Annotated in this window: 16 protein-coding genes; 8 read left to right on the top strand and 8 right to left on the bottom strand. The window is 61.5% G+C overall.

Annotation, left to right across the window (positions count from 1 at the left end; genetic code table 11):
- Position 1: 1 nt before the first annotated feature.
- Positions 2 to 280 (bottom strand): DUF3325 domain-containing protein, encoded by a 279-nt coding sequence (locus KIH45_RS03030; RefSeq protein ID WP_213174486.1) that lies wholly within the window; start codon positions 278 to 280, stop codon positions 2 to 4.
- The gene (locus KIH45_RS03025; protein ID WP_213174485.1) at positions 277 to 1,890 is read right to left on the bottom strand and encodes a PepSY-associated TM helix domain-containing protein; all 1,614 of its coding nucleotides are present in this window, start codon (positions 1,888 to 1,890) and stop codon (positions 277 to 279) included. Before KIH45_RS03025 ends, KIH45_RS03030 begins: the two co-directional genes overlap by 4 nt.
- Here KIH45_RS03025 and KIH45_RS03020 point away from each other — a divergent pair.
- Complete coding sequence (locus tag KIH45_RS03020; RefSeq protein WP_213174707.1) at positions 1,813 to 2,184, top strand: hypothetical protein; 372 nt, start codon at positions 1,813 to 1,815, stop codon at positions 2,182 to 2,184. The two genes, KIH45_RS03025 and KIH45_RS03020, sit on opposite strands and share 78 nt — an antisense overlap.
- An 84-nt stretch (positions 2,185 to 2,268) precedes the next feature.
- Here KIH45_RS03020 and KIH45_RS03015 read toward each other — a convergent pair whose 3' ends face one another.
- On the bottom strand, positions 2,269 to 4,242 hold the full coding sequence (locus KIH45_RS03015) for a TonB-dependent receptor domain-containing protein (RefSeq protein WP_225899594.1): 1,974 nt from the start codon (positions 4,240 to 4,242) through the stop codon (positions 2,269 to 2,271).
- Between the two features lie 90 nt (positions 4,243 to 4,332).
- Entirely contained in the window at positions 4,333 to 5,241 is a 909-nt protein-coding gene (locus KIH45_RS03010) for a LysR family transcriptional regulator (protein WP_213174484.1), read from the bottom strand.
- 155 nt (positions 5,242 to 5,396) lie between these two features.
- Here KIH45_RS03010 and KIH45_RS03005 point away from each other — a divergent pair, with 155 nt between their 5' ends.
- From KIH45_RS03005 to KIH45_RS02985, 5 genes are all read left to right on the top strand, one after another.
- The gene (locus KIH45_RS03005) at positions 5,397 to 6,053 is read left to right on the top strand and encodes a hypothetical protein (RefSeq protein ID WP_213174483.1); all 657 of its coding nucleotides are present in this window, start codon (positions 5,397 to 5,399) and stop codon (positions 6,051 to 6,053) included.
- A gap of 59 nt (positions 6,054 to 6,112) precedes the next feature.
- Complete coding sequence (locus tag KIH45_RS03000; protein ID WP_213174482.1) at positions 6,113 to 6,823, top strand: response regulator transcription factor; 711 nt, start codon at positions 6,113 to 6,115, stop codon at positions 6,821 to 6,823.
- 23 nt (positions 6,824 to 6,846) lie between these two features.
- Positions 6,847 to 8,163: an ATP-binding protein gene (locus tag KIH45_RS02995; RefSeq protein WP_213174481.1), complete on the top strand. Its 1,317-nt coding sequence runs from the start codon at positions 6,847 to 6,849 to the stop codon at positions 8,161 to 8,163.
- A gap of 80 nt (positions 8,164 to 8,243) precedes the next feature.
- Entirely contained in the window at positions 8,244 to 8,927 is a 684-nt protein-coding gene (locus KIH45_RS02990; RefSeq protein WP_213174480.1) for a carbonic anhydrase, read from the top strand.
- A complete protein-coding gene (locus KIH45_RS02985) occupies positions 8,924 to 10,435 on the top strand; it encodes a SulP family inorganic anion transporter (protein ID WP_213174479.1) in 1,512 nt (503 codons plus the stop codon). The genes KIH45_RS02990 and KIH45_RS02985 overlap by 4 nt, the downstream gene beginning before the upstream one ends.
- A 136-nt stretch (positions 10,436 to 10,571) precedes the next feature.
- Here KIH45_RS02985 and KIH45_RS02980 read toward each other — a convergent pair whose 3' ends face one another.
- Positions 10,572 to 17,492, bottom strand: a complete 6,921-nt coding sequence (locus KIH45_RS02980) for a hypothetical protein (protein ID WP_213174478.1) — start codon at positions 17,490 to 17,492, stop codon at positions 10,572 to 10,574.
- A gap of 345 nt (positions 17,493 to 17,837) precedes the next feature.
- Between KIH45_RS02980 and KIH45_RS02975 the strand changes: the two genes are divergently transcribed.
- A complete protein-coding gene (locus KIH45_RS02975) occupies positions 17,838 to 18,293 on the top strand; it encodes a DUF1330 domain-containing protein (protein WP_213174477.1) in 456 nt (151 codons plus the stop codon).
- A gap of 16 nt (positions 18,294 to 18,309) precedes the next feature.
- Here the strand turns inward: KIH45_RS02975 and KIH45_RS02970 are convergent, their stop codons facing one another.
- The gene (locus tag KIH45_RS02970) at positions 18,310 to 19,245 is read right to left on the bottom strand and encodes a hypothetical protein (RefSeq protein WP_213174476.1); all 936 of its coding nucleotides are present in this window, start codon (positions 19,243 to 19,245) and stop codon (positions 18,310 to 18,312) included.
- A 434-nt stretch (positions 19,246 to 19,679) separates the two neighbouring features.
- Here KIH45_RS02970 and KIH45_RS02965 point away from each other — a divergent pair, with 434 nt between their 5' ends.
- Positions 19,680 to 21,506: a S9 family peptidase gene (locus KIH45_RS02965; RefSeq protein ID WP_213174475.1), complete on the top strand. Its 1,827-nt coding sequence runs from the start codon at positions 19,680 to 19,682 to the stop codon at positions 21,504 to 21,506.
- A 244-nt stretch (positions 21,507 to 21,750) separates the two neighbouring features.
- Here KIH45_RS02965 and cobA read toward each other — a convergent pair whose 3' ends face one another.
- Together cobA and KIH45_RS02955 are read right to left on the bottom strand one after the other, a co-directional pair.
- Positions 21,751 to 22,551: a uroporphyrinogen-III C-methyltransferase gene (gene cobA, locus KIH45_RS02960; protein WP_213174474.1), complete on the bottom strand. Its 801-nt coding sequence runs from the start codon at positions 22,549 to 22,551 to the stop codon at positions 21,751 to 21,753.
- The gene (locus KIH45_RS02955; protein WP_213174473.1) at positions 22,548 to 25,136 is read right to left on the bottom strand and encodes a molybdopterin-dependent oxidoreductase; all 2,589 of its coding nucleotides are present in this window, start codon (positions 25,134 to 25,136) and stop codon (positions 22,548 to 22,550) included. Before KIH45_RS02955 ends, cobA begins: the two co-directional genes overlap by 4 nt.
- Positions 25,137 to 25,139: the final 3 nt, after the last annotated feature.

The raw sequence follows: 25,139 nt of genomic DNA, 5'->3' as shown, positions 1-25,139 counted from the left end.
TTCAGCGCGCCTTCTTCGAGATTGTTGTCCGCAGGCTCACCAAGCCCATCGTCATGAACGCGGCGACTGTCGCGATACCGGCAAACCAGACGGGACCGAATTGCGGGCCATGGATTTTGCAGCAGACGACGAATGCAAAGCAGAGGATCAGCCACGCACAGCCTTTCAGCGCCGAACGCTTCGGCTTGCTTAGTCCGCCGTCAAAAAAGACGCGATGATGTTTGTCCATGCCGAGCGACATCACGATGAAAGCGGCAAGAATTAAAGCCAAGGTGATCATGGTGCTTCTCTCGCCAATTCGGTGGCGGCAGCGGTGTTGGATGGTCTGGGCTGAGCGCTGCTATTTCGCGTCGCCCGCGCCGCAAGAAGATTGGCTGCCAAAAGGAAAACAGCCCCAGTGACAAGGACGGTGAGGTCAAAGCCGGCAACAATCCAGTTGCCGCGGCTTGTGGCGGTAACGAGGTCCATCCCGCCGGAGAGGGGATTTAGGACCGCAAGTGACGCAAAGCCCAGTCCACTGGCAATCAGTTGTTCGAGCCACGCTTTCCCATCGGGACGAAACAGGGCGTGGATGAAGCTGCCGAGCCAGACCGCGAAGAATATCGAAATCTCGAGATTGGCTCGATCCGGACTTGCGGCGGATATTATCCTACTTGCCCAGAAATAGGCTGCCGTCGCCAGAGGCAGACCGGTTATGGCCGCGATGTTCAAGCTATCGACAAGGCGATGCCCAACAGTTCCGGGGGCACCGCGCCTTTTCTCTTTCCGCTTCACGGACCAGAGCACGAGCCCCGTCGCGATCATCAGCGTTCCGGCAACTCCGGCCACGAAAAGGAGCCAGCGAAATTGCCAAGGAGCAAAGCGGCCGAGGTGTAGCGCGACCATGGTGCGGTCCGTCGCAGCAATCGCGTTTTCTGCCTCCGTATCGGTGCGCTCCACTACTTCTGCATTCTTCGCATCGAAGGTGATCGTTCGCCCCGGTCCTCCCCCCGGGCGAAGGGTCAGGTCGTCGTTCTTCTGTGATGTCAGTTCGACTGTCTGAGTAACGCCATTCACGCGGTGAAAGATCATTCTTCCGGCCGGGGCACCCCATATGCTTTGCCCCTCTGCGATGATCCGATCGCTCGCTATCCGATCTTGCTCGGGCGCCGTCCCGCTTGCCGCAACGATCTCATCGTTACCCGCACGTCCATGCCCGCCATGGCCATGTCCGCCGCCGCCAGACCAGGGAAGCAAAGTCGACCCCAGCAAAAGCAGCCCTGAAAAGGTGATCATGAGATGAAACGGAAGCGAAAGGACCGCCATCGCGTTGTGACCGTCCAGCCAGCTTCTCTGGCCCTTCCCCGCGCGGAAAGTGAAGAAGTCAGTGAAGATCTTCTTGTGCGTGATGATGCCGCTTATGATCGCGATGAACATGGCGAACGTCGCAAGGCCGATAATCCAACGGCCCAGTTCATTCGGCAGGCCATGCAACCGATAGTGAAAGCGATAAAGAAATTCGCCGCCCGCCGTATCGCGCGGTGTCAGGACATCCCCGGTAGCAGGATCGAGCAAGAGGCCGGGATCGCGAGGGCGTCCGCCCCGGGCGTTCGTAATCTCAGCCTGCTTTTCCGCCCGATCACGCAACAGCCTGTCAGCGGGAGCACTTGCCGGATTGTCCGGATCTGCCCCGGCGTCATCCCATGAGATGCGGAGCGTCGGGTTCCGCTCGCTCGGTAGCACGACGCCCCATTCTCGCGCCTGCGGCGCTATCGCCTCAAGCCGCTCGATCGCAACCTTTGCCGCCTCCTCGTGCCCGACGGCGGTCGTGCGATGCAGTTCGGGCTGCATCCAGAAGGTCACCTCGTGGCGAAAGAACGCGATGGTGCCCGTAAAGAAGATGGCGAACATCACCCAACCAAGGAGAAGGCCGGCCCATCCGTGAAGCCAGGAGTTGCTTTGGCGAATTCCCCCCTTCATGGCTGGCCTCCTGCACTTCCAAGGCCAAACCCGATCGCCAGCAAAACGGCCGCGCCGCCAACGATCAACAGCCAGGCCATACGGACATTCCGCATGGAGAAGGCCATGATGGCTGCCAACCCGAACAAAGCGAAACCCGTCATCTCGCCAAGCGAGACTGCGGTTCGTCCACCCTCAGGCCATAGTCGGGTGATCGCGATCAAAGCGGCGCTCGCCAGCAGGTAGCTGCCAAAAACGCCAAGGATTGTGCGGGAAATGATTTCGGCCCTTGGGACCGTTTGGACTTTAGCCATTACGCGTCTCCGATCTTCAAAAACGCGCCGTCACACCGGCCCAGATGCGGACCGGGTCGATGAGATAGGCGTATTCGTCGTAGGTGAGCCGCTTGTCGAAGACGTTCTGCACCCCGCCATGAAATTGCAGCGTTGGAGAGAGACGGTAGGAAGCGCCGATATCAGCGGTGGTGAAGGAATCGGCCACGATATTCTCACCGCTGATCTGTGCTTCGGTCACAGCTTCCTCCCCGCGAAAGACGGCCCGCGCATAAGCGCTGAACCGCTCGGTCGGACGCCAGTTCAAGGACGCGCTCGCCTGCTGTTTCGGAGTATCGTTAAGGGCTGAGCCAGCGTTTGCACCTGTAAGCTGCTTGGAATCGGTCAGCGTTCCGGTGGCCCTGAAAGTGAATGTCGCCGACAGGGGGACATCGACCGTTGCCTCGACACCGCGAATACGGGCCTCGTCGACGTTGACATATGTCGTCGGCGGGCGGCCTATCGAACTCAGCGGTTCATCAACGCACCATGCGCCTGCCTCAGCGCAAGTCAGGCGGGTTATCTTGTCGTTGAAGCGAGTTTCGTAGGCCGTCAGACTGCCTTGCAAGCCGCCGTCCTTGAACATCAGCGCGGCTTCGATCGTGCTCGACGTTTCCGGCTCCAGGTCCGGGTTGCCGTAGATCGTTCCGCCCCGGCTGGTCTGCCCCCAGTCCTCCAGCGTCTGGCGCAGGTTCGGTGCGCGAAAGCCCTTGGAGTAGCCTCCCTTCAGCGTGATCTGATCCGACACCGACCAGACGGCATAGATACGCGGCGTCCAGTGCGTTCCATAAAGCTCGTCGTCATCCATGCGCACACCGCCCGTCAGCTTGAAGTCGTCGGTGATGCTCAGTTCATTTTCGGCGAAAAGCGCCCAGTTCAATCGCGTTGTTCCGGTCGTCGCCGTGTCGGGCAGCAGGTTGCCGGTAAGATCGGTCAGGTCTTCGCTGCGGATGAAGCCACCTAGGCTGAGCATGTTCGAACCGAGCGGAACGCTCCAGATCGACTGCCCGACGATATTGCGGATCTGCTTTTCGCCTTCGACGTGCGTCGCGTCCTCGTACTGGATGTAGCTGTCGGACGAGGCGAAGCCCCATTCGCCCGCGTGGGAAACCGATGCGACCCAGCGCTTCTCCGTCATCGTGTCCTCGGCGCCTTCGGGGAGATCCTCCGTTGCCGCCACGGTCCTTCCCGCGGTCGACGTCGTTTGCTGCCGATAGTAGCCGCCTTCGACAATCAGCCGGTGATCAGCGCCAAGATCGAAGCCCAGCCTGCCGCCAAGGGATTCGTCTTCACGGCGGGGGCTGCCATCAAGGACTGCGTCTTCCGCCCTCCGGTTCAGCGAACCACGCAATTGCAGGCCGACCGCGTCACCCAGCAGGGGGCCACTGACGTAGAAGTTGCCATCACCGTAATCGCCAAAGCCCTCGCCCAGTTGCAGCGTTCCGTTCAGCCTGACGCTTCCGCTCCATTCATCGGCGACTGTCTTGGTGATGACATTCACGACCCCGCCCATCGCATCCGAACCGTAGAGCGAAGACATCGGCCCGCGCACGACTTCGATACGTTCGATCGCCTCAAGAGGAGGCAACATGCCGCCTTCACTGATGCTGCCTCCGTTCGTGCGGGATTCGCGGGCACTCAGCCTTTTCCCGTCCACGAGGATGAGGGTGTATTGCGGCGACATTCCGCGGATGGAAATATCCCGGCTGTTCCGCTCTCCTTGCGTGACGGTAACGCCCGGAATTTCGAGCAAAGCATCGGTTACTTCGCGATAAGGCAATCGCTCTAGCTCGTCCTGTGTGATCACACTGATCGACGCGGGCGCGTCCCTTACCGCCTGCTCCCTGCTGGTCGCAGTCACCACGATTTCATCGGCGTCGGTGACCTGACGCAGTTCCTCCGCCATCGCAGAAGGAGCAAGGCCGATTACCAATGGAGCGGCAGTAGCGAGCGAGATTGAGCGAACAGACAAGGAGCCTCCGAGACATGCTAATGCAAGTTATTTGCAAGAAGCGTCTGGAAGGATAGGCACGCGCTGGCAACCGCCAGATCCGGATATCGGTTATTCGTCGTTGACGCTCGCCGCGGCCACGAACTTGGATATGAGCCATTGGGTCGCAGGATCGCGATGCGAGCGCTCGTGCCACAAAAGCCAGTAATCAAGATCGCCGAGTTCGACCGGCGCTTCTTTCCAGAACAGGCCGTGGACACGGGCATAATGTCTTGCCGCCTTGCGCGGCAGGGTGAGAAGAATGTCGCCCCTCACCAACTCGGGCGCCAGCGAGAAATAGGGACAATTCAGCACGACCCTCCGCTTTTCAGCTTCAGCTCCAAGTAGCTGGCTGATCCGATCATACTGCAAGTCGGTAACCGTCATCCCCAGGTGCGGATTGTCCAGATACCCGGCAAGGTCGATCGGAGTATCACAATCCTTGGCAAGCGGATGATCGGGCCGCATCAGGCATGCAAATCTGTCCTTGAACAGCAATTGCCGCCGCAGGCTTTCCGGATGGTTGTCCAAACCGGTTATGACGACATCGATCCGCCCGGAAGCAAGCGCCTCTGCGCTGTCCCATTCCAACGGCACGACATTGATCGTGCTCAGCGGAGCCTCTTCATGGAACCCCGCATGTGCGCGCGCGATAACCGATTGCACGCCGAAATCAGTCGATCCGATACGAAATTGCCGGCTGAGATTTGCAGGATCGAACCGCTGCTCGTTCACGACCTCTGCGGTATGGATCAACCATGTGGCCAGTCGAGCCTCCAGTTCCTCGCCCCGCGGAGTGCGAACCATCGCGTTGCCTTGCCGGACAAGCAAGGGATCCCGCAGTTCGTCCCGCATCTTGGCGAGCGCGCGACTGACACTCGGCTGACTGATGCCTAGCTCGACTGCAGCGGCACTGAGACTCCTCGTCCTGAGGAGCTTGGCGAGTATGACGAGTTGGTTGGGTTCGAGCGCTAGAGACACGCTAGGGCATTATTGCGAGTGGATTGCATTAGCAAGAGCATTCACTTAGATCTGCGTGTCATCGCTGCGCCGCAGCAATGTTCTGTCACAATGCGGAGAAATGGCCGACAAGTTCGCAGGATAGAAGCGGGAACTCAGTTCTTCAGGAGGTTTCCTTGATTACCAGATCCCGCAGACGCCAGCGTATATCCCGCATTTGCACTCCATTCGCTGGCGCTGCTTTCGCTTGCCTCGCTGCCGCTGTCCCAGCCCATGCCGTTGAGGAACTGCCCCAGAAACTTGCCGCACTGAGCCCTGCCGAATTCGCAGATTCTGTCGAAGTCATCGATGACCTGCTGGAGCCAGACCTCGTCGTCAGCACGCAGGACGTCTATTCAAAGTCCCGCTCGCTCGACGGAGCACGGGCCCAGGATGTCTATATCCTTGCCAGGATCGCGCGCAGCGAAGGTGACGTCTCCTACCACGTCGTTCACGATCTCGCTTATTGGGCACCGCGCCGATCATTCACGCATGTCCAGTTCCTGGATGGTAGCGATCTGGTCTTGCGCGATGTGGCGATTGGAGAGACCGGACAGGAATATTGCGATGTCGACACCGCAATCGGTGAGTGCCGCGTCTTCCAGACCCTGAGCTTCGAGCTGTCCGCAGAAGAAATGCGGCGCCTTTCCGAAAGCTATGCCGCCGGTTCACGCGAACCATGGCGCCTGCGTTTCAAGGACGAGCACGGACAGGACGTCACCAGCGGTCTTGCGCCGGCCGAAGCGAGCGGTTTGATGCAGGCCGTTTTGCAACTGCGAAAAGAAGCCAGTTGAAGAGGTACGGGACGGTGCCTAGCTATCCGCAGAACCAATTGAACGCTTCAGGAATCCAGATGCCGTCCCCTTCGATCCTCGTAGTTGAGGATGATCCCCCGCTCAGGACGCTTCTTGCCCGAAATCTGCGTCAGTATGGCTATACTGTCCGCACTGCGGTCAGCGGTGCGGAAATGGGCGTTGCGCTCAAGGCCGGGCCGGTCGACCTGATCGTCCTCGACATCATGCTACCTGGCACGAACGGCATCGAGCTTTTGCGATCGCTGAGACAGCAAAGCGAAGTTCCGGTCATCTTTATCAGCGCGCGCGGCAGCGAGACTGATCGCGTATTGGGTCTTGAACTGGGTGCTGACGATTACCTCGTAAAGCCGTTCTCGACCCGAGAGCTTGTCGCCCGCATCGGCGCGGTCCTTCGCCGCCATGCGCGTGATGGTAATGACGAGATCGGCAAAGCAGGCGTCATCACCTTCGATGGCTGGACGCTATCGCACCAGTCGCGCGAATTGCGGTCACCGGATGGCGCGCTCGTTGATCTGACGACTGCCGAATTCGACCTGCTGACGGTATTCGTCCAAAATGCGCGCCGCGCCATCGGACGAGAGCGATTGATCGAGATGTCGCGTGACCGGATCGGTGACGCGTCGGACCGTAGTGTCGATGTCATGGTAAGCCGCCTGCGCCGCAAGCTGTCGAGCGAAGGCGCAGATGCACCGATTACGACGATCCGCGGCGTCGGTTACATGTTGTCTTCCGAGGTCAGTCCGGTTTGAGGGTCTTCTCCCGACTGGGATTGATGGGGCGGCTTCTGGCTATCGTTGCCCTTGCCGTTGCGCTCGACATGATAGCCAATGCGTTTCTGTTCGAGCGCGCCAATCAGTTCTCGATCCGAATCGACGATGCAGAGCGGATTGCCGAACATCTCGTCATCGCGCATCGACTGCTCGACGAAGAAATCCCTGCAGAGCGTGGCCACGTAGCGGACCGGCTGACGACCAGCGCTTTCGAAGTTTCGTGGAAAGCGCAGGACACCCGTCCAAAGCGCAGCATCGAGCTGGATACGCTGACCAGTCAGGTTCTCGAGCTGGAGCCCGAACTTCGCCAGACGGCCCTGCGGTTCCACCTATCGCCGCTTAGCCATGGCGGAGACATTCATGGGTCGATGTCTCTTTCCGATGGATCGACGGTGCATTTTTCCAGCGAGCTCCAGATGGCACGCGCGCTCAATCTTGAACGCTGGGCCGTTCTCGTCGTGCCGACCCTGCTGCTGGTGTTGATGGCGGCGCTGCTCGTCCGAGCCGTTTTGTCTCCGCTTCGCAGGCTGGTTCATCTTAGTGCCCGTGTCGGATCCGATCAGCCACGCCCGATCGACGAAGCAGGTCCTGCGGAAGTGCGTCAGCTCATTCGCGCCTTCAACACGATGCAAGGTCGCATCCACGAACTCGTTCGCAATCGCAACGTCACGGTCGCGGCGCTATGCCATGACCTGCGCACGCCATTGATGCGCCTGCGCCTCCGGCTGGACCAAGTGGCGTCGGAAAGCCCCGAAGGTTCGGCGCTGATGGCGGACCTGGACGAACTGGAAGCACTCGTCGGGTCGATGCAGGACTATCTCGATGGCGCGGGGGAAAGCGGCCCGCGCGAGCGGGTTGACCTTGCCGTCATGGCCATGACCATTGTCGAAAGGGCGCAGGACCTTGGCCGCGATGCGCGCTACTCGGGGCCTGACCATCTCGTGATCATGGCAAGACCGCTCCCCCTTCGCCGGGCGATCGGAAATCTTGTGCAGAATGCCATTCATTACGGCGGCAATGCGGAACTCAGCCTTTCGCGCGACAGAATGGATTACATCATTCGTGTCGATGATAGTGGCCCCGGAATTTCGGACGAAAACCTGCAAAGCGCAGTCGAGCCATTCGTCCGCTTCGATGACGCGCGCCGCCGCGATGCACCGGGCATGGGGCTTGGTCTCGCAATCGTGGACCGTATCGCGCGAACGGAGGGCGGCGACCTCGTCCTGCGTAATCGCGAAGCAGGAGGGCTGTCTGCGACTATCCGCCTGCCGGTCACTTTGCACGATCCAGCGGCAAACAAGTCACTAGAAACACTTTGAAACATCTTCGCTGCAAGTGCGAAACACGCCGCCTCTAACCGTGCACTCCTCTCTCCAAAAAGGACAGGAGTTCACTCCCCATGAACGAGTTTATCGGCCGCGTCTTTTCCTTCGAGCGCTCCACCTTTCCCGAAAGCAGCGCGCTTTTCGGTAGGCTGACCAAACAGGGTCAGAGCCCCACGGCCCTCATGATTTCGTGCGCGGATTCCCGCGTCGTGCCCGAACAGATCATGCAGGCAGATCCCGGCGATCTGTTCGTCTGCCGCAACGCCGGCAATATCGTCCCGCCCTTTGCGACCATGAACGGCGGCGTGTCGTCGACCGTAGAATATGCTGTCATGGCGCTGAACGTGTCGGACATCATAATCTGCGGTCATTCCGACTGCGGCGCGATGAAGGCGCTCAGCAAGCCTGAAACACTGGAAGGGATGCCCAACGTCGCGGCATGGCTGCGTCACGGCAGTGCCGCCAGCCACATCGTAGACAGCTGCATGGGCGACCTTGAAGACGGCGACCGCGTCCGCGCACTCAGCCTCGAGAACGTGATCGCACAGCTCAACAACTTGCGGACCCACCCTTCGGTCAGCGCGGCAATGGCTCGCGGAGATCTCGCCCTTCACGGCTGGTTCGTCGACATCCACGAAGGCGTCGTCTTGGGGCTTGATGGTGAAACCGGCCAGTTCCGACCCTTGCGCGAAGGCGATGAACTGCCCGTCGCCCATCATCCGCAGAACCGCCACGCCTATGCCGAGGCCGCGGAATGAGCGATGCTGCCGCAAGCGACGGGCGGTGGAAGGTCCTGACGACCGACTTCACCGCCTCGATCGTCGTATTCCTCGTGGCGATGCCCTTGTGCATGGGCATCGCTATCGCCTCGGGCGTCCCGCCTGAAAAAGGCCTCATCACCGGCATTATCGGCGGCATTGTCGTCGGTCTTTTCGCCGGCTCCCCGCTGCAGGTCAGTGGTCCGGCGGCAGGGCTTGCCGTCATCGTGTTCGAGTTCGTGACCGAATACGGACTGTCAGCACTCGGCCCCGTGTTGGTGCTGGCGGGCGTGCTTCAGCTGGTCGCTGGTTGGGCGAAACTGGGCGGGCTCTTCCGCTCGATCTCGCCTGCCGTCGTGCACGGCATGCTGGCAGGTATCGGCGCGCTGATCGTGATCGGCCAGTTCCACATCCTGTTCGACGAACAACCGATGTCGAGCGGGGTCGCGAACCTTGCGGCAATGCCGGCCCGTATCCTGGGGCTGACACCGTTCGATCTGAGGGCCACGGAAATTGCGCTCGGCCTCGGTCTGCTGACCATCGGCGTCATGCTGGGCTGGGAAAAGGTGAAGCCCAAATCGGTCGGTCTGGTGCCGGGCGCGCTTCTGGGCGTCATGGCGGCAACGATCGTAGCGTGGACCCTCGGGCTCGACGTGGCGCGGATCGAGGTGCCCGAATCCATCGTTGGTTCGATCATCCCGCCCGACGGCAACTTCTTCAGCCCGCTCGCCAATCCGGCTCTGATCATGACGGCCGTGGCCCTGGCGTTCATTGCCAGTGCCGAAACGTTGCTATCGGCTGCGGCGGTCGACCGGATGCATGACGGCGTTCGCACCGATTACGACAAGGAACTGCGCGCACAAGGCATCGGCAACCTGCTTTGCGGTGCGGCAGGCGCCTTGCCGATGACCGGCGTGATCGTACGCAGTTCGGCGAACGTGCAGGCCGGTGCGACGACCCGGTTGTCGACCATCATCCACGGGTTCTGGATCCTGGGCTTCGTTGCGCTGCTGCCTTGGCTCTTGGCTGAAATCCCGATGGCGGCGCTTGGCGGCGTTCTGGTGGTGACCGGTTGGAAGCTCGTCAGCCTCAAGCACGTACGCCATCTCTACACGTCTTACGGCGCGTTTCCGGCTGCGATCTGGGCCGCGACGTTCATTCTGGTGGTGACGGTCGACCTGCTGACGGGCGTGCTGGTGGGCCTTGTGCTGACCTTGTTCGAACTGATCCCTCACATCCGCAACCTGCGCCTCAAAGTGCAGGAGGATCACAAGGACGAGGAAAGCGAATTGACGCTGGAAGGAACCGCAACGTTCCTCAGCCTGTCGCGCCTTAATCGCATCCTCGAAGCTTGTCCGCAGTGCCGGGTGAAGCTCGATCTCGGCAAGGTGCGAGCGATGGATCACACGACAGTGGAAACTGTCCGCGAATGGCTAGGTCGCCGTCGCGGGCGCGGGTTGGAGGTACAGGTGGCTGGACCAAAACATATAATCGGCCAGTTCGCCTAAGCACCATGTTCCCCGGAATGCCGTGCGATCTCCCCATATCCCTCGGTCGCACGGCATTCGAACTTTGTTGATCACCCGCCATCTGCGCGAAACAGATGGGCAGATAGCCTCTTCTGAAGCCTTGCGAGCGATCCGATCAGAACCGCACTGCAAGGCCGCCCATGACTGCGTGATCCTGGCTCGAGCTGCCAAGGACCCCGCGATAGCCGAGATTGACGGTCATCGTTTCCGAGGCCTCGAGAACAGCGGACATGTCGAGCTTACCTGCGTCGCGCGATTGGCTCGCGCTCATGATCGAGAACGCCTGCCCCCCATCGAATGCAAGATTGCTGCTGCTTTCGTGGCCGCTGAAGGCGTGCATCCAGCCGATTGTTCCGTTGAGATGAAGCGGACCCATCGCAGGGGTCGCGAAATGCGCACCCAGTGTACCCACAGCCGTAGTCCCGCTCTTGGCGCTTCCCGTCAGTGCAGCGGCGCCGCCATCTTCGGCAAATCCGTCGATCCTGATACGCACCACCGAAACCCCGGCAAAAGGCTCAACCTTTCCGCCGCCAAGTGCGACCTCGTAACCCAGTTCGCCAGATCCGTGGATCGCTTCTCCGTCATAGCTGGCCGACAGGCTGTCAGAAAAACCGGTGAAGCTCACACTGCGCTTGGTGTCGATATTGCTACGGCTGTAGCCGAGGCCTGCGCGAGCGCCGAACGGTCCAGACCTAAGACCGGCATAGCCCATGACGTAGATTGACTTTGCCTTAGCTTCAGACTGCCGCGGAGCGAGATCGACATCCGTCTCGGTGTAGCCCGCGGCAAGACCGATAAGCGCGCTTTCGCCGATAGAAAAATCCGCGCCGCCGACAACGCCGACGGTATCGCGATCAATATCCGCCGTGCCTGAAGAGCCGTCGCTGGTTCCCCAATTACCGAACGCCTGTGCCCAGGCGTTGCCGCCAACGCTACGCGCCGCCTGCCCCAGTACGGCATCGCGAACCAGCTTGCCCTCTTCGGCAATGACCGTGCGCATCGCAGGATGGATTTCGCCCGAGAGACTTTCGAAGGCAGCGCCCGCTCCGGCTTCGTCCAAAACGACGACGGCATCGAAGATCTCGTTGCCGAAGCCCAGGTCCTGCACTGCATCACCCACCTGCAACGCGTTGCCGGTCGTCGCAACGGCGGAGAAGTCGATGTCGTTGCGCTGCAGGGTCAGGGTTACGGCATCGGACGTATAGCCAAGGATCGGATCGAGGAAGGCGAAGTCGGAAGTCGCACCGCCGAACTGGCCGGAAACGCCACCCTCTGCCGTCAGGATCGTGTACGTCGACGTTGGAGAGTAGGTACCCGACAGGCCAATGTGCGCGACAGAGCCGCCATTGAGTGTCGCCGTGCCGGTCGCGGCGATGAGGTCGCTTGCCGCTCCGTCCGGATCGACTTCGACCTCGTATATCGAGCCTGCGGCGAAGGTGATGTCGCCATCGACGTTCAGCGTACCGATCGAATTGCCCGGCGCGATTGTACCGCCTTCGGCGACGGTGACGGAACCCACAGTGCCGTGGCCGTTCAGCACGGCTCCGTTGCCGATGGTCGCCTGTCCACCGATTACCCCGTCGACCGTCAACGTACCGCCGACGAGATCGAGAGTACCATCGAAGGCGGAGCTATCACCGGTCAGGATCGTAGCGCCCGAGAGGTGATCAATGCTGCCGGTACCGCTCACTTCGAGGTCGAAGACATAGGCCGGGTTAGTGTGGTTGAAGACCAGCGCGCCGGTCCCATCACCGAAAGTCAGCGTCGGGGCATCGATCACGCCCGCGCCCACCGCCGCATCTCCCGCAGCCGCGCCGATATTGACGGTACCGGTGGAACCTGTCTGTGCGCCGACAATCAGCGTTGTCGCCGATACAGCGCCCTCGTCTGCTACAATCAGGCTACCCGTGCCCTGATCGCCGACATGGAGCTCGGCACGGTTCGTCCAGACGGAGCCCGCCCCGTCGATCGTGACCATGCCTGTCGAACCGGATTCAAAACCGATTGCGCCAACCGCGCTGCTGACGCTGCCACCTTCGGTGATCCCGAGGCTACCCGTGCCGGCGTCGCCGACATACAAGTCGCCGTTATTAGCCCAGCTTGAACCTGCGCCATCGACAGTGACCGCCCCTTCCGATCCGGCAAGGCGACCGATAAAGCCAATTTCGTCGATAACGCTGCCGCCGGCAGTGACGCCGAGACTGCCGGTGCCGTTGTTACCTACCGTCAGGTCGTCGGCGCTTGTCCAGGTCGAGCCGGCACCATCAACCGTGACCGTGCCATTCGAACCGGACGAATAGCCGACAGAGCCGAAGGTGTTGCTGACGGAACCACCATCGCCAATGGCGAGGCTGCCCGTGCCCGCATCGCCGACATAGACGTCGCCGGGCGTAGTGACCGAACCACCGCCATTGGCCGCCGTGACAATTATGGCCGCATCGTCGCCGCTGTCCTCGCCGATCGAGATGCCCGACGTTCCGGCAGTCGTTCCGCCGTCACCGATAAGCAGCGTCCCGCCATGCAGCGTGGTCGCACTGGTGTAGGTGTTCGTGCCGCTGAGCGTCGTCGTGCCCGAATAGGTTTCGAGCGCCCCCGCCCCGCTTACGTCGAGGTCGAAAATGTAATCGCTATTGGTGTGGTTGAAGACCAGCGTGCCGATCCCGTCGCCAAAGGCCAGGGTCGGAGCGTCGATCACGCCCGCACCCGTCGCCGCATCGCCCGCGACCGCGCCGATGTTCACGGTGCCGACAGAGCCTGCGTTGGCCGCGATGACAACCGCTGTTGCCGACACCTCACCGTCGTTGGAAAGCGTGAGGATGCCCGTGCCTTCATCGCCGACAAGCAGCGTGGCGCTGTTCGTCCAGCTGGAACCTGCTCCATCAATGGCAACCGTGCCGGTCGATCCGGATGCAAAGCCTATATAACCATCGGCGCTGCTGACGCTGCCGCCGTTGGTTACCGCAAGGCTGCCCGTTCCCGAACGACCGACATGGAGGACGCTGCCGTTGGACCATTCGGAGCCCATTCCATCGACGGTGACCGATCCGTTGGCATTGATCAGAGTCCCGATGCTACCACCAGCGCTGCTGACGGTTGCGCCACTGGTGACCGCAAGGCTACCCGCCCCGCGCGCGCCCACATTTAGGTTGCCGCTGTTCGCCCAGACGGACCCTGCTCCATCCACCGTGACGGTGTTCAGTGCATCGGATTGATTGCCTATCATAGCAATTGTGCTGCTGACGCTGCCTCCGTCCGTTATCGCAAGGCTGCCCGTGCCGAAACTGCCGACATGCAATGTCCCGGTAGTCCAGGCAGATCCGGCCCCATCGACGGTGACCGCCCCTTCCGAGCCGGCATAGCGACCGATGTAGCCACTATTGCTGATGACGCTGCCGCCAGCGGTGACCGCGAGAGTGCCCTTGCCATTGTTACCGACGTTCAGGTCGTTGGTGCTTGTCCAGGCCGAGCCTGCACCATCGACCACTACGGTGCCATCCGATCCTTCGAAGAAGCCGACGTAACCGGTCTGGTTGGTCACGCTGCCGCCCTCGACGATGGAGAGCTCGCCCGCCCCCGTCTTGCCGACCACCAGGTTGCCCGGCATCGTGATCGAACCGCCGCCATTGGCCGCGGTCACGATGATCTCGCCATCGTCGTCCGCGTTCTCGCCGATCGAGATGTCCGACAGGCCCGTCAGCGTGCCCCCGTCACCGATGACCAACGTGCCGCCATAGACGGTGACGGAGCCGGTAAAGGTGCTGGTCCCGCTCAGCGTCGTCGTGCCCGAATAGGTTTCGAGCGTCCCCGCCCCGCTTACGTCGAGGTCGAAGACGTAGTCACTATCGGTGTGGTTGAATACCAGCGTGCCGGTGCCGTCGCCAAAGGCCAGCGTCGGGGCGTCGATCACGCCCGCCCCCGTCGCCGCATCCCCTGCCGCCGCGCCAATGTTCACGGTACCGACGGAGCCTGCCTGGTTTGCCACAATCAGCGATGTCGCCGATACGGTGCCATCGTTTGCGACGATCAGGCTGCCCGTGCCCGCGTCGCCGACATAAAGCTCGGCACTGTTCGTCCAGACGGAATCTGCCCCGTCGACCGTGACCGTACCGTTTCCCCAGCGTGTACCGTCTGCCGAAATATGACGCCCGATATATCCGACCGTACTGCTGACACTGCCGCCATTGGTGATCAGGAGATCGCCCTGCTTTCGGTCGCCAACAATAAACTCACCCGTCATTGCCCAGCTGGAGCCATCGCCATCGACCGTGACCCAGGCACTCTCGCCGATCGCAACTGGAAGGCCGGATGTACCAATGCGACCTCCCGAACTGGTGACGGCACCACCATTGCTGATTGACAGGCTGCCCGAGCCCTCAAGACCGACAACGACATTTCCATTGGTCGTCAAGGTGGAGCCGGCGCCATCAACCGTCAGCGTGCCGACCGAACCGGGTAACCAACCAATCTGCGTGGCATTACTGCTAACGCTGCCTCCGTTGGTGATGGTGAGGCTACCCACGCTACTCGGTCCAACCCGCAGAATTCCGCCGATGGCCAGGCTGGAATCGATGCCGTCTACCGTGACCGTACCAGCTCCGACATTTGAACCCAAATAGAAGTCCGTACCGGCGCTGACGCTACCTCCATCGGTAATCGAGAGGCTGGAGGGGCCCATCCATATGCGCGTGCTGCTGGTGAGGCTGGAGCCCGCACCATCGACCGTGACCGTAGAGTTCGAACCAGCATCAAAGCCTAAACGGAGCACATCAGCGCTTACGCTGCCACCATTTGTGATGGAAAGGCTGCCAGCCCCCCCATAGCCGACGTACAGATTGCCACTATTGGCCCAGGTCGAGCCCACGCCATCGACGGTGGCCGTGCCGGTCGAACCGGCCGCAATGCCGACGTATCCTTCGGCATTGCTGACGCTGCCTTCATCGGTGATCACAAGGCTGCCGGTCCCCGCATTGCCGACCAGGACGTCGCCGGGCGTAGTGACCGAACCGCCGCCATTGGCCGCCGTGACGACCATGCCGGCATCATCGCCGCTGTCTGCGCCGATCGAGATGCCCGACGTTCCGGCAATCGTTCCACCGTCCCCGATGATCAGCGTCCCGCCGTGCAGCGTGGTCGCACCGGTATAGGTGTTCGTACCGCTGAGCGTGGTCGCGCCCGAATAGGTTTCGAGCGCCCCCGCCCCACTTACGTCGAGGTCGAAAATGTAATCGCTATCGGTGTGGTTGAAGACCAGCGTGCCGGTGCCGTCCCCGAACTCCAGTGCCGGGGCGCTGAGCGTTCCCGCGCCCGTCGCCGTATCGCCCACGGCCGCGCCGATGTTGACCGTACCGACCGAACCGGCATTGACTGCTACCGAGAGAGGATTCGCGCTGGCGACAACGCCGCCATCGCTGATCGTCAGACTGCCCGTGCCGGAGTTGCCCAGATACAACAAGTTGCTGCTGGTCCAGGTTGATCCGGTGCCGCTGACGGTCACCTCGCCATCGGAATCCGGTTCGTCGCCGATGATAGCAGCCGTGCTGCTGACGCTGCCTCCGTTGCTGATCAAAAGGCTGCCAGTACCCCTGTCGCCCACGTATAACGTGTTGCTGTTGGTCCAGGTCGAGCCAGCACCGTCGACCGTCACCGCGCCAAGGGAACCAACGCCGGCACCGATACTAGCGGAAACGTTACTGACGCTGCCGCCATTAGTGATCGCAAGGCTGCCAGCACCGCTGTCGCCAACAAAGAGGGCGCTGCTGTTGATCCAGGTCGAGCCGCTGCCGTCGACCACGACCGAGCCATCGGAACCCGTATCCGCACCGATGTAGCCGTACGTGTTGCTGACGCTGCCGCCGTCGCTGATGGTGAGCTCGCCTGTGCCGTAATAGCCGACATAGAGCTCGCTGCCGTTGGTCCAGGAGGAACCGGTGCCGTCCACGGTAACCGTGCCGGTCGAGCTGGAATCGTACCCGATAAAGCCAACGGTATTGCTGACGCTGCCACCGTTGCTGATGGTAAGCTCGCCCGTGCCGGAACTGCCGACATAGAGGTTGCTACTGTTGGTCCAGGAGGATCCGATGCCGTCGACGGTAACCGTGCCGGTCGAGCCGGAATTGGTCCCGATCAAGCCAGCGGTATTGCTGACGCTGCCGCCATCGCTGATGGTAAGCTCGCCCGTGCCGGTATTGCCGACAAAGAGGTCGCTGCTGTTGGTCCAGGAGGATCCGATGCCGTCGACGGTAACCGTGCCGGTCGAGCCGGAATTGCGCCCGATAGCGGCAGAGGCACTGCTGACGCCGCCGCCGCCGCTGATGGTAAGCTCGCCCGTGCCGGAATTGCCGACAAAGAGGTTGCCGTTGTTGGTCCAGAAAGAATCGATGCCGTCGACGGTAACCGTGCCGGTCGAGCCGGAATTGCGCCCGATAAAGCCGATGGCATTGCTGACGCTGCCGCCGTCGCTGACGGTAAGATCGCCGGTTCCGGAATTACCGACATAGAGGTTGCCGGTGTTCTCCCATTCGGAAGCGATGCCGTCGACGGTAACTATGCCGCTCGAGCCGGGTTCATACCCGAGATAGCCATAGGTATTGCTGACGCTGCCGCCGTCGCTGATGGTGAGCTCGCCTGTGCCGTAAGCGCCGACATAGAGTTCGCCGTTGTTGGTCCAGGAGGAACCGATGCCGGTTACGGTAACCGTGCTGGTCGGGCCGGAATAGAAACCGATCCAGGCAGCGGTATTGCTGACGCTGCCGCCGTCGCTGATGGTGAGCTCGCCCGTGCCGTGCTGGCCGACAGAGAGGATACTGCTGTTGGTCCAGGAGGAACCGATGCCGTCGACGGTAACCGTGCCGGTCGAGCCGCGATTTTTCCCGATATAGCTATAGGTATTGCTGACGCTGCCGCCATCGCTGATCTCCAGCGTTCCGTCGCTGTTTAACCCGACGTTCAGCACGTCGGAGAAAACCCAGGGGCTGGCCTGGGTGCCCCCGCCGCTGCCGATCACGGTCTCGGTCGTGCCGCCGTCGATTGTTTGCACTTGTGCGGATGAGGTGCCCGAAATGGCAATCAGGGCAGACGTGGAAAAGAGGGCAGCACCAAATCGAGAACGCTTCCTGCTCTTTTCTTTCGCGAAGAATCGAGCGGAAAGATGATTGTTCAAAATTGCCATTGCTGCCCCCCGGCTTTACTCTCCGAATCCATCGAAAGAACGGACCGGAACTAGTCGGGGCAACATGCATACAAACGTGTCAGTAGCAATTTTAAATACAACGATTTCCGCAGTTTGATCCGATAGTGACAGCTCTTGCCCCTCGAAATCTGCGTAAATAACGGCGGAAATCCGCCAAAAACACCCGGCATTGCCAAGTAAATTGACCAACTGTTGCCGCCACTTCTTCTGAACAGAATTTTGGACTTGAATATGACCGGATATCTTGAACCGACACAGCAATCCGCGATGGCACTTTTCGGACGAAAGATTGCCGGTTCGGTCGTAATGCTGAACCTGCTGCGTTTTCGGGAAATCGCAGACTATTCGTGCAATCCTGAACTGGCACCTGCAGAAGCGATTGGCGGAGCACAGGCATTCGATCTCTACGTAGAAGAGACAATGCCGCACTTGTTGAAAAGCGGCGGCGAACTGCTGTTCATGGGCGCTGGCGGTGCATTCTTCATCGGACCCGAAGAAGAGCGCTGGGATCGCGTGATGCTGGTGCGGCAGACCAGTGTCGAAGCGTTCATCGCCTTTGCCAGCAATGAAGCATACCTGACATCCGCAATCGGCCACCGCACCGCGGCATTGGAGGATTCACGGCTCCTGCCCCTTACCCAACTCTGATGCCAGCATGCCGCCTTCATTCCATGACGGGAATGCGTTTCATGTCCTCGCCCTCGCGCAAAGAACGTTCGCCATCATCGGCTTGCAACTCGCGGGTCGTTTGCTTGCAAGTCTTGCGCGGTAAAACTGCGATGCTGAGCACGTAGCCGAGAATTGCGGCGCCGGAGTATCCGACGACCGGTGTCGGATAATCGCCCAGCGCTGCGGCAAGGATCAGCGCGAGCCAGATCGTGCCAAAGACGATACACCGGTCGCGCCCGGTCCCTGTCGACCATGCCGCGGCGAAGGCCGGCAGGAGCAGCAGCGCCGTACCACCAAGCACAAGTGCGCCGCAAAGCCAGTGCAGCTCGAATGCGCTGTAATAGACCTGATCGACGAACGGCACCGCAGGCACGGTATCGGAACGGACGACGGTGACCGTAAAGGCAGCAAGACTTGCCGCCAACGGGATCAGCAGCGTGCGGTCGAACCTGACAACCGACAAGGTCACCATAGCGGCCAGCAACGCACCTGCCATCGCCCGATCGGGTTGCAGGGCCAGAGACAGGGCCGCAATCACCATTGCCAGCACGGAAAGCATGGTCCTGCGCCCCACGAACAGCAGGATGAGGGCGGGCAGCACGATCAGGCTCGATTGGATGAACAGCGGGCCAACCATGATCCAGCGCCGCGCCCCTTCCGTGGCTTCGCCGAAGAGAGCGGTGACCAACAGCAGCAACGCCATGACGAGCATCAGGGTGGAAGTGAAACCACCTCCACTGCGCGCAATACGTTCACCCAGGAGGAGCAGCATCCCAAAACCAAGCGCGGCAAGATTTACGACGATCATCGACACCGGCGCTTGCGCAAGCGAGAGATAGATCAGGCCCGCCATAGTTGCAGCGATAGCGCTCATTCCGCCGATTTGCTGCGGACCAAGGCGTGTAACGGGCAATTTCATCAGCCGCCTCATCAGTTGGGCGAGTCTTGGTTGCCACAGGCTGCTCGCACCACAGTCGTGACGAGGGATTATGTCAGAATTAGGGGGCGTCAACCGAATGGCGACTATTTGCGCCCGCCCCCACATCCGACGGCCTCTCGTCAATCCGAAGGCTGCTGATGTGTGTCCACTACTCTCAGGCGTCGGTCAGCAGAAGCCTCTCATACCAACAAGTTGGGCAACGAAACGCGAACCCGACGTATGGTATCACTTGAAAGGATCCACCTTGCCCCTGCCGGACACATTCGCCTAGCTTGGTCCGCATTGAACATCGCTTCAGGGGAAACCAGGTGAAAGTGTCGCTGAAATTTGGAATTGCCACAATTGCCTTGGCGGGCGCCACGCAGACCCTCGCAGAAACCCCGGCGGAAGTGGCGCCGAAACCGGCGGAACTTACCACCAGCGGAATGCCTGAAGTCCCCATCGCTCTCGTCGAAGCCACCCGGCCTTACCAAGAGTACCGTACCGCCAGTTTCATGGGCTGGGATGCCAGCGACCGTTCTATCTTGGTTTCAACCCGCTTTGGCGATGTTCGGCAGGTCCACCGCGTCGCCATGCCGATGGGTGCGCGCCAGCAGCTGACCTTTGAAAACGAACCGGTCGGTGCGACAATCGATCCTACAGGCTCGATGATTATCGTCTCGAAGGATGCAGGCGGTAATGAATTTTCGCAGCTCTATCGCTGGGAAGATGGCAAACTCGTTTTGCTGACCGATGGCGAAAGTCGGAACGGTTTCGGGGGGTGGACCGAAGACGGCGAACTGATTGCCTTTTCCTCCACCAAACGAACGGGGAAGCTAGGCGACCTTTACATCATGGATCCGCGCGATCCTTCGACCGAGCGGCTAGTATACGAAGCGCCGGGCGTGGGTTGGTTTCCCGGGGGGTTCAGCCGCGACAAATCGAAACTGATGGTCATTCGCTATGTCTCGATCACCAACATGGACGTCTACGAACTCGACATTGAAACGGGTAAGCTCGAGCCCGTTCGAGATCCTGCTCCCGACGAAGCCTTTGGCAGTTTCGCAGAGTCTCCGGACGGCACTGTCTGGCTCACCGCCGACATAGGCTCCGATATCAAGCGCCTCGGAACACTTGATCGCGAAAGCGGCGAGTTCGTGCGCCAAGGCGAGTTCGGTGGCTGGGAAATTACCGGAATCGAGCTTTCAGAAGACGGCGGAACGCTGGCGGTCGTGACCAACGAAAAGGGCTCAAGCCAGCTATGGTTCTACGATACGGCAACGGGTGAGGAGCGCCGCGTCGACACGTTGCCGGCGGGCTTGATCGGAAGTCTCGAATTCGCGCCTTGGGGACCGCTCGGCTTTACCTTCACCTCCGCAACCAGCCCCGCAGATGCTTATTCGATCGACCCCGTTTCGTTCGAGGTGACACGCTGGACCCGTTCCGAAACTGGCGGGCTCGACCCGATGGATAACGTCGAGGCTGAGCTCGTCGAAGTGGCGAGTTTCGATGGCGAACAGATCTCCGGCTGGCTCTACCGCCCCGATCCAAAGAAATTCCCGGGCCCCCGCCCTCTTCTCATATCGATCCACGGCGGCCCGGAATCTCAATATCGTCCTGGTTTTCTCGGTAGCCGTAACTATTACCTGAACGAGCTTGGTGTCGCGCAGTTCATGCCAAACGTACGCGGCTCTACCGGCTTCGGAAAGCGGTTCGTCAGCCTCGACAACGGTCCATTCAAGCGAGAAGATTCGGTACGCGACATCGGAGCGTTTCTCGACAAGCTAGGCGATGATCCCGCCATCGATGCCGACCGCATAGGCGTTCGCGGCGGATCCTATGGCGGGTACATGTGCTATGCTTCGATCCTTGCCTATGACGAGCAACTCGTCGGCGCGGAATGCAATGTCGCCATCTCGAATTTTGTCACTTTCCTCGAAAATACAGAAGATTATCGCCGTGACCTCCGCCGCGCCGAGTACGGCGACGAGCGCGATCCCGAACAGCGGGCCAAGCTCGAGGAGATATCGCCTCTTAAAAGGATCGACGAAATCGAGGATCCCTTGTTCGTTATCCAGGGAGCCAACGATCCACGCGTACCCAAGTCGGAAGCAGACCAAGTCGTCGAACGCGTCCGCGCAGCCGGAGAGGACGTCTGGTACCTTGTCGGCGAGAACGAAGGCCATGGCTTCGCCAAGAAGGAAAACAGCGATTATTACGGTTGGGCTGCGGTAATGTTCTGGCAGGATCTGCTCACCGATGCAGAGCAATAGTCAGCTTGAAGACTGGTCGGGCAGGCAGTGGCGGTTCGTTGCGGTTTAGGCTGCGTGGACTGGACAGGCTGCCACCTGCGTGAAGACCTAAAGCAGGTACCCATTATTGTCCGGTAGGGTAATCGCAAAATTCGTGAACTAGCGCATCGGACCAGCCAATGGCGGGCATTCAAATGCTGGGAGAATGTCTCTTCCTCTGCCCGCTGAAGTTGGCTTCGTGCCTTGTCCCAGGTGTTAGTAGTGCTCAGCCCCCCACGCTGCCGCTATTTTCAACTGATTTTTGCTGCGGGCCGTAGAAACCAGACGTGGCGAAGGTACTTTCGCCAAGCGCTCGGCCGATCAAGATCACCGCTGGCTTGTCGGTCAGGGCCGCATTGGCGGTCAGGCCCAACAGGTCGAGGCGTGTGACGATCCGTGTGCCATTCCCAAGGCTGGCATTCTCGACCAGTGCAACCGGCGTATCAACTGGCAGCCCAGCCTCGATCAATTTCCGCGACACTGTCGGAGCGGCTGCCTTGCCCATGTAGACGGCAAGCGTCGCGTCCTTGTCGGCGAGGCTTTGCCAATCGAGATCAAGCGTCGCCCCATTCTTTGAATGCGCGGTGACAAATACCAGTTTTCGCGCAAGTCCACGCAACGTGAGCGAAACACCCAGATCAGCGGCGGCGGCGCTGGCTGCCGTGATGCCGGGGCAGATCGAGACGCGGATGCCCTCGGCGCGGCAGGCTTCGAGTTCCTCGTTCGCGCGGGCGAAGATTGCGGGGTCCCCGCCCTTCAGGCGCACGACCTTCTCTCCAGCGAGCGCAGCCTCCACGATCAGCCGGTCAATCGAGGCCTGGTCCTTCGAATGGCGGCCCGACCGCTTGCCGACAGGCTCCATGCGGACATGGGGCGGGACCAGCGCAAGAACGCCCTCGCCCACCAGCGCATCATAGAAGACAACGGTGGCTTCGCGGATCAGGCGCTCTGCCTTGCGGGTCAGCAGGTCGGGATCGCCGGGGCCAGCGCCCACCAGCCACACGTCTCCGAAATCGAACTGGGTCATTCCGCAGCCTCCGCCATGTTGGTGTCACGCAGGATCTCGGCCAGCTGCGGACGGCAGCTGCCGCAGTTGGTCCCGGCATTGAGAGCCTTGCCGATGGCCGTCACGCTCGACAGGCGCTGGTCGGCGATGGCGGCAAGGATGGTGTTGAGCCCGACATCGAAGCACACGCAGACTTGCGGGCCGGGGTCGGGCATCGCCTCTGCCGGTCGCGCGGCCAGCAGTTCGGCAGTGGTCAGGTCGCGGTCGCCCAGTTGCGCGGCGATCCATTCGCGCGAGGGCAGGTCGCCGCTGCAGGTCACGAAGAGCGCGGCCGACAGCCGGCCATCGTCGTCGAGCGCGGCAACGCGCTTCATGCCGCGGCGGACGTCTTCGGCCTCCATGTAGCGTCCGCCGGGCATGAGCGCGCCAACCGGTGCCTCGCCCAGCCCTGCCAGTTCGACCAGCCAGCCTTTCGCCTGCCTCGCCTTGGTCCAGTAGAGGCATTCGGGTAGGTCGGGCTCGGTCGCCGAGACGAGAAACGCGCGCCAATCGGGCGCTACCGCCTCGATAGCGGCGCCGCAGTCCTTGAAGCCGGGCTGTCCGGAGACGGGATCGACATGGGGCGCGGTCAGCCGGTTGCTGCGCCCGCCGCTCGAAAACAGGTCGGTCCAGTGCATGGGCGAGAAGATCGTGCCCTTCGCCTGCCCGTCGGTCACCTTTGCGCGCAGCACGGTGCTGCCGCGCGGGGTGGAGATACGGGCAAGGCCGCCGTCGGTAATGCCGAAGCTCTCCGCGTCGGCGGGATGGATTTCGACCAGCGGCTCGCTGCGGTGGCGGGCAAGGCGGGCGGAAAGGCCGGTGCGCGTCATCGTGTGCCACTGGTCGCGGTAGCGTCCGGTATTGAGCCGCAGCGGGAAAGCGGGGTCGACCACAACAGCGGCCAGCGGGGCGACATCGATCAGGCGCGCGCGGCGGTCGGGGAAGGAGAAACCGGTTTCGAGCAGTGGGTCCACGCCGCCCCAGCGGAACGGTTCCATTGCATCGTATTCCTCGTCGCAAAGCTGCGCCTTGTCGGTGAGGTCGAGCTGCAGGCGGCGCTGCTTGGGCAGCAGCGTCATCGCCGCATATTCGCGGAAGACGCTGGACACGCTTTGCCAACCGAACGCATCGCCGAAACCCATCGCGGCGGCGACGTCGGCGATGATTTTCCAGTCGGCCCGCGCTTCGCCCGCGGCTGGCAGGAAAGCGCGCTGGCGGCTGACCATGCGTTCGGAATTGGTGACCGTCCCGTCCTTTTCGCCCCAGCCCAGCGCGGGCAGGCGGACATGGGCGAAACGCGCGGTATCGGTATCGGCCATGCAGTCGGAGACGACGACGAAATCGCACTTTTCCAGCGCCTCGCGGACGAAGCCTGCATCGGGCATCGAGACCGCGGGGTTCGTCGCCATGATCCAGATCGCCTTGATCCGGCCATCGTGGACCGCGCGGAACATGTCGACGGCCTTGAGGCCCGGCGCACTGCACATCGCAGGTGCCTGCCAGAAGTCGGCGACCGCGCTCACCTCGTCCTCGGAAAAGCCGAGATGGCAGGCCAGCGTCGAGGCAAGCCCGCCGACTTCGCGCCCGCCCATGGCATTGGGCTGGCCCGTCATCGAGAACGGCCCCGCGCCCGCCTTGCCGATGCGGCCCATGGCGAGGTGCAGGTTGATGATCGCATTGCCCTTGTCGGTCCCGCGCACCGACTGGTTCGATCCCTGGCTGAACACGGTGACCATGCGAGGATGCGCCGCAACCATGTCGGCCAGCGCCGCGAGCGTGTCGGGAAGGTGCTCGCCCAGCGCGCCGTCGAGGCCGTCCCAGAAGCCTTCGGGCACGTTGCAATGCTGCGCGACAAAGCTCTCGTCCACCGCGCCCCGCGCCTTCATCTCGGCCAGCAGTGCGCGGAACAGCGGGATGTCGCCGTCAGGCGCGATCGCGACGTGAAGATCGGCCTCTGCGGCGGTTTCGGTGCGGCGCGGGTCGATGACGACGATTTTCGTGCCGCGTTCCTTGCGCGCCTTCTCGATCCGCTGCCACACGACCGGATGGCACCACGCGGTGTTAGACCCGACAAGGACGATCAGGTCCGCCTCGTCGAGATCGTCATAGGTTACCGGCACGTAGTCTTCGCCGAATGCGCGGTTATGCGCGGCAACCGCGCTTGCCATGCAGAGGCGCGAATTGGTGTCGATGTTGCCGCAGCCGATGAAGCCCTTCATCAGCTTGTTCGCGGCGTAGTAATCCTCGGTCAGCAACTGGCCCGAGACGTAGAAGGCGACGCTGTCCGGCCCATGCTCGGCAATCGTGTCGGCAAAGGTCCTGGCGACGAATCGCGTCGCCTCGTCCCAGCTTGCGCGGCGGTTGCCGATGAAGGGGGCGGTTAGCCGCCCTTCCATCCCGACCGTGTCGCCCAGCATGGTGCCCTTGACGCAGAGCCTGCCGTGATTGGCCGGATGCGCCTTGTCGCCAGAGATCGCCACCTGCCGCGCCGCCGCGTTTTCGCCGGTGTCGGCAATCACGCCGCAGCCGACGCCGCAATAGGCACAGGTGGTGGCGATCTTCGTCATCGT

The sequence above is a fragment of the Croceicoccus gelatinilyticus genome (assembly GCF_018398395.1).
Taxonomy (GTDB): Bacteria; Pseudomonadota; Alphaproteobacteria; order Sphingomonadales; family Sphingomonadaceae; genus Croceicoccus; species Croceicoccus gelatinilyticus.
This window is presented reverse-complemented; position numbering and strand designations above follow the sequence as displayed.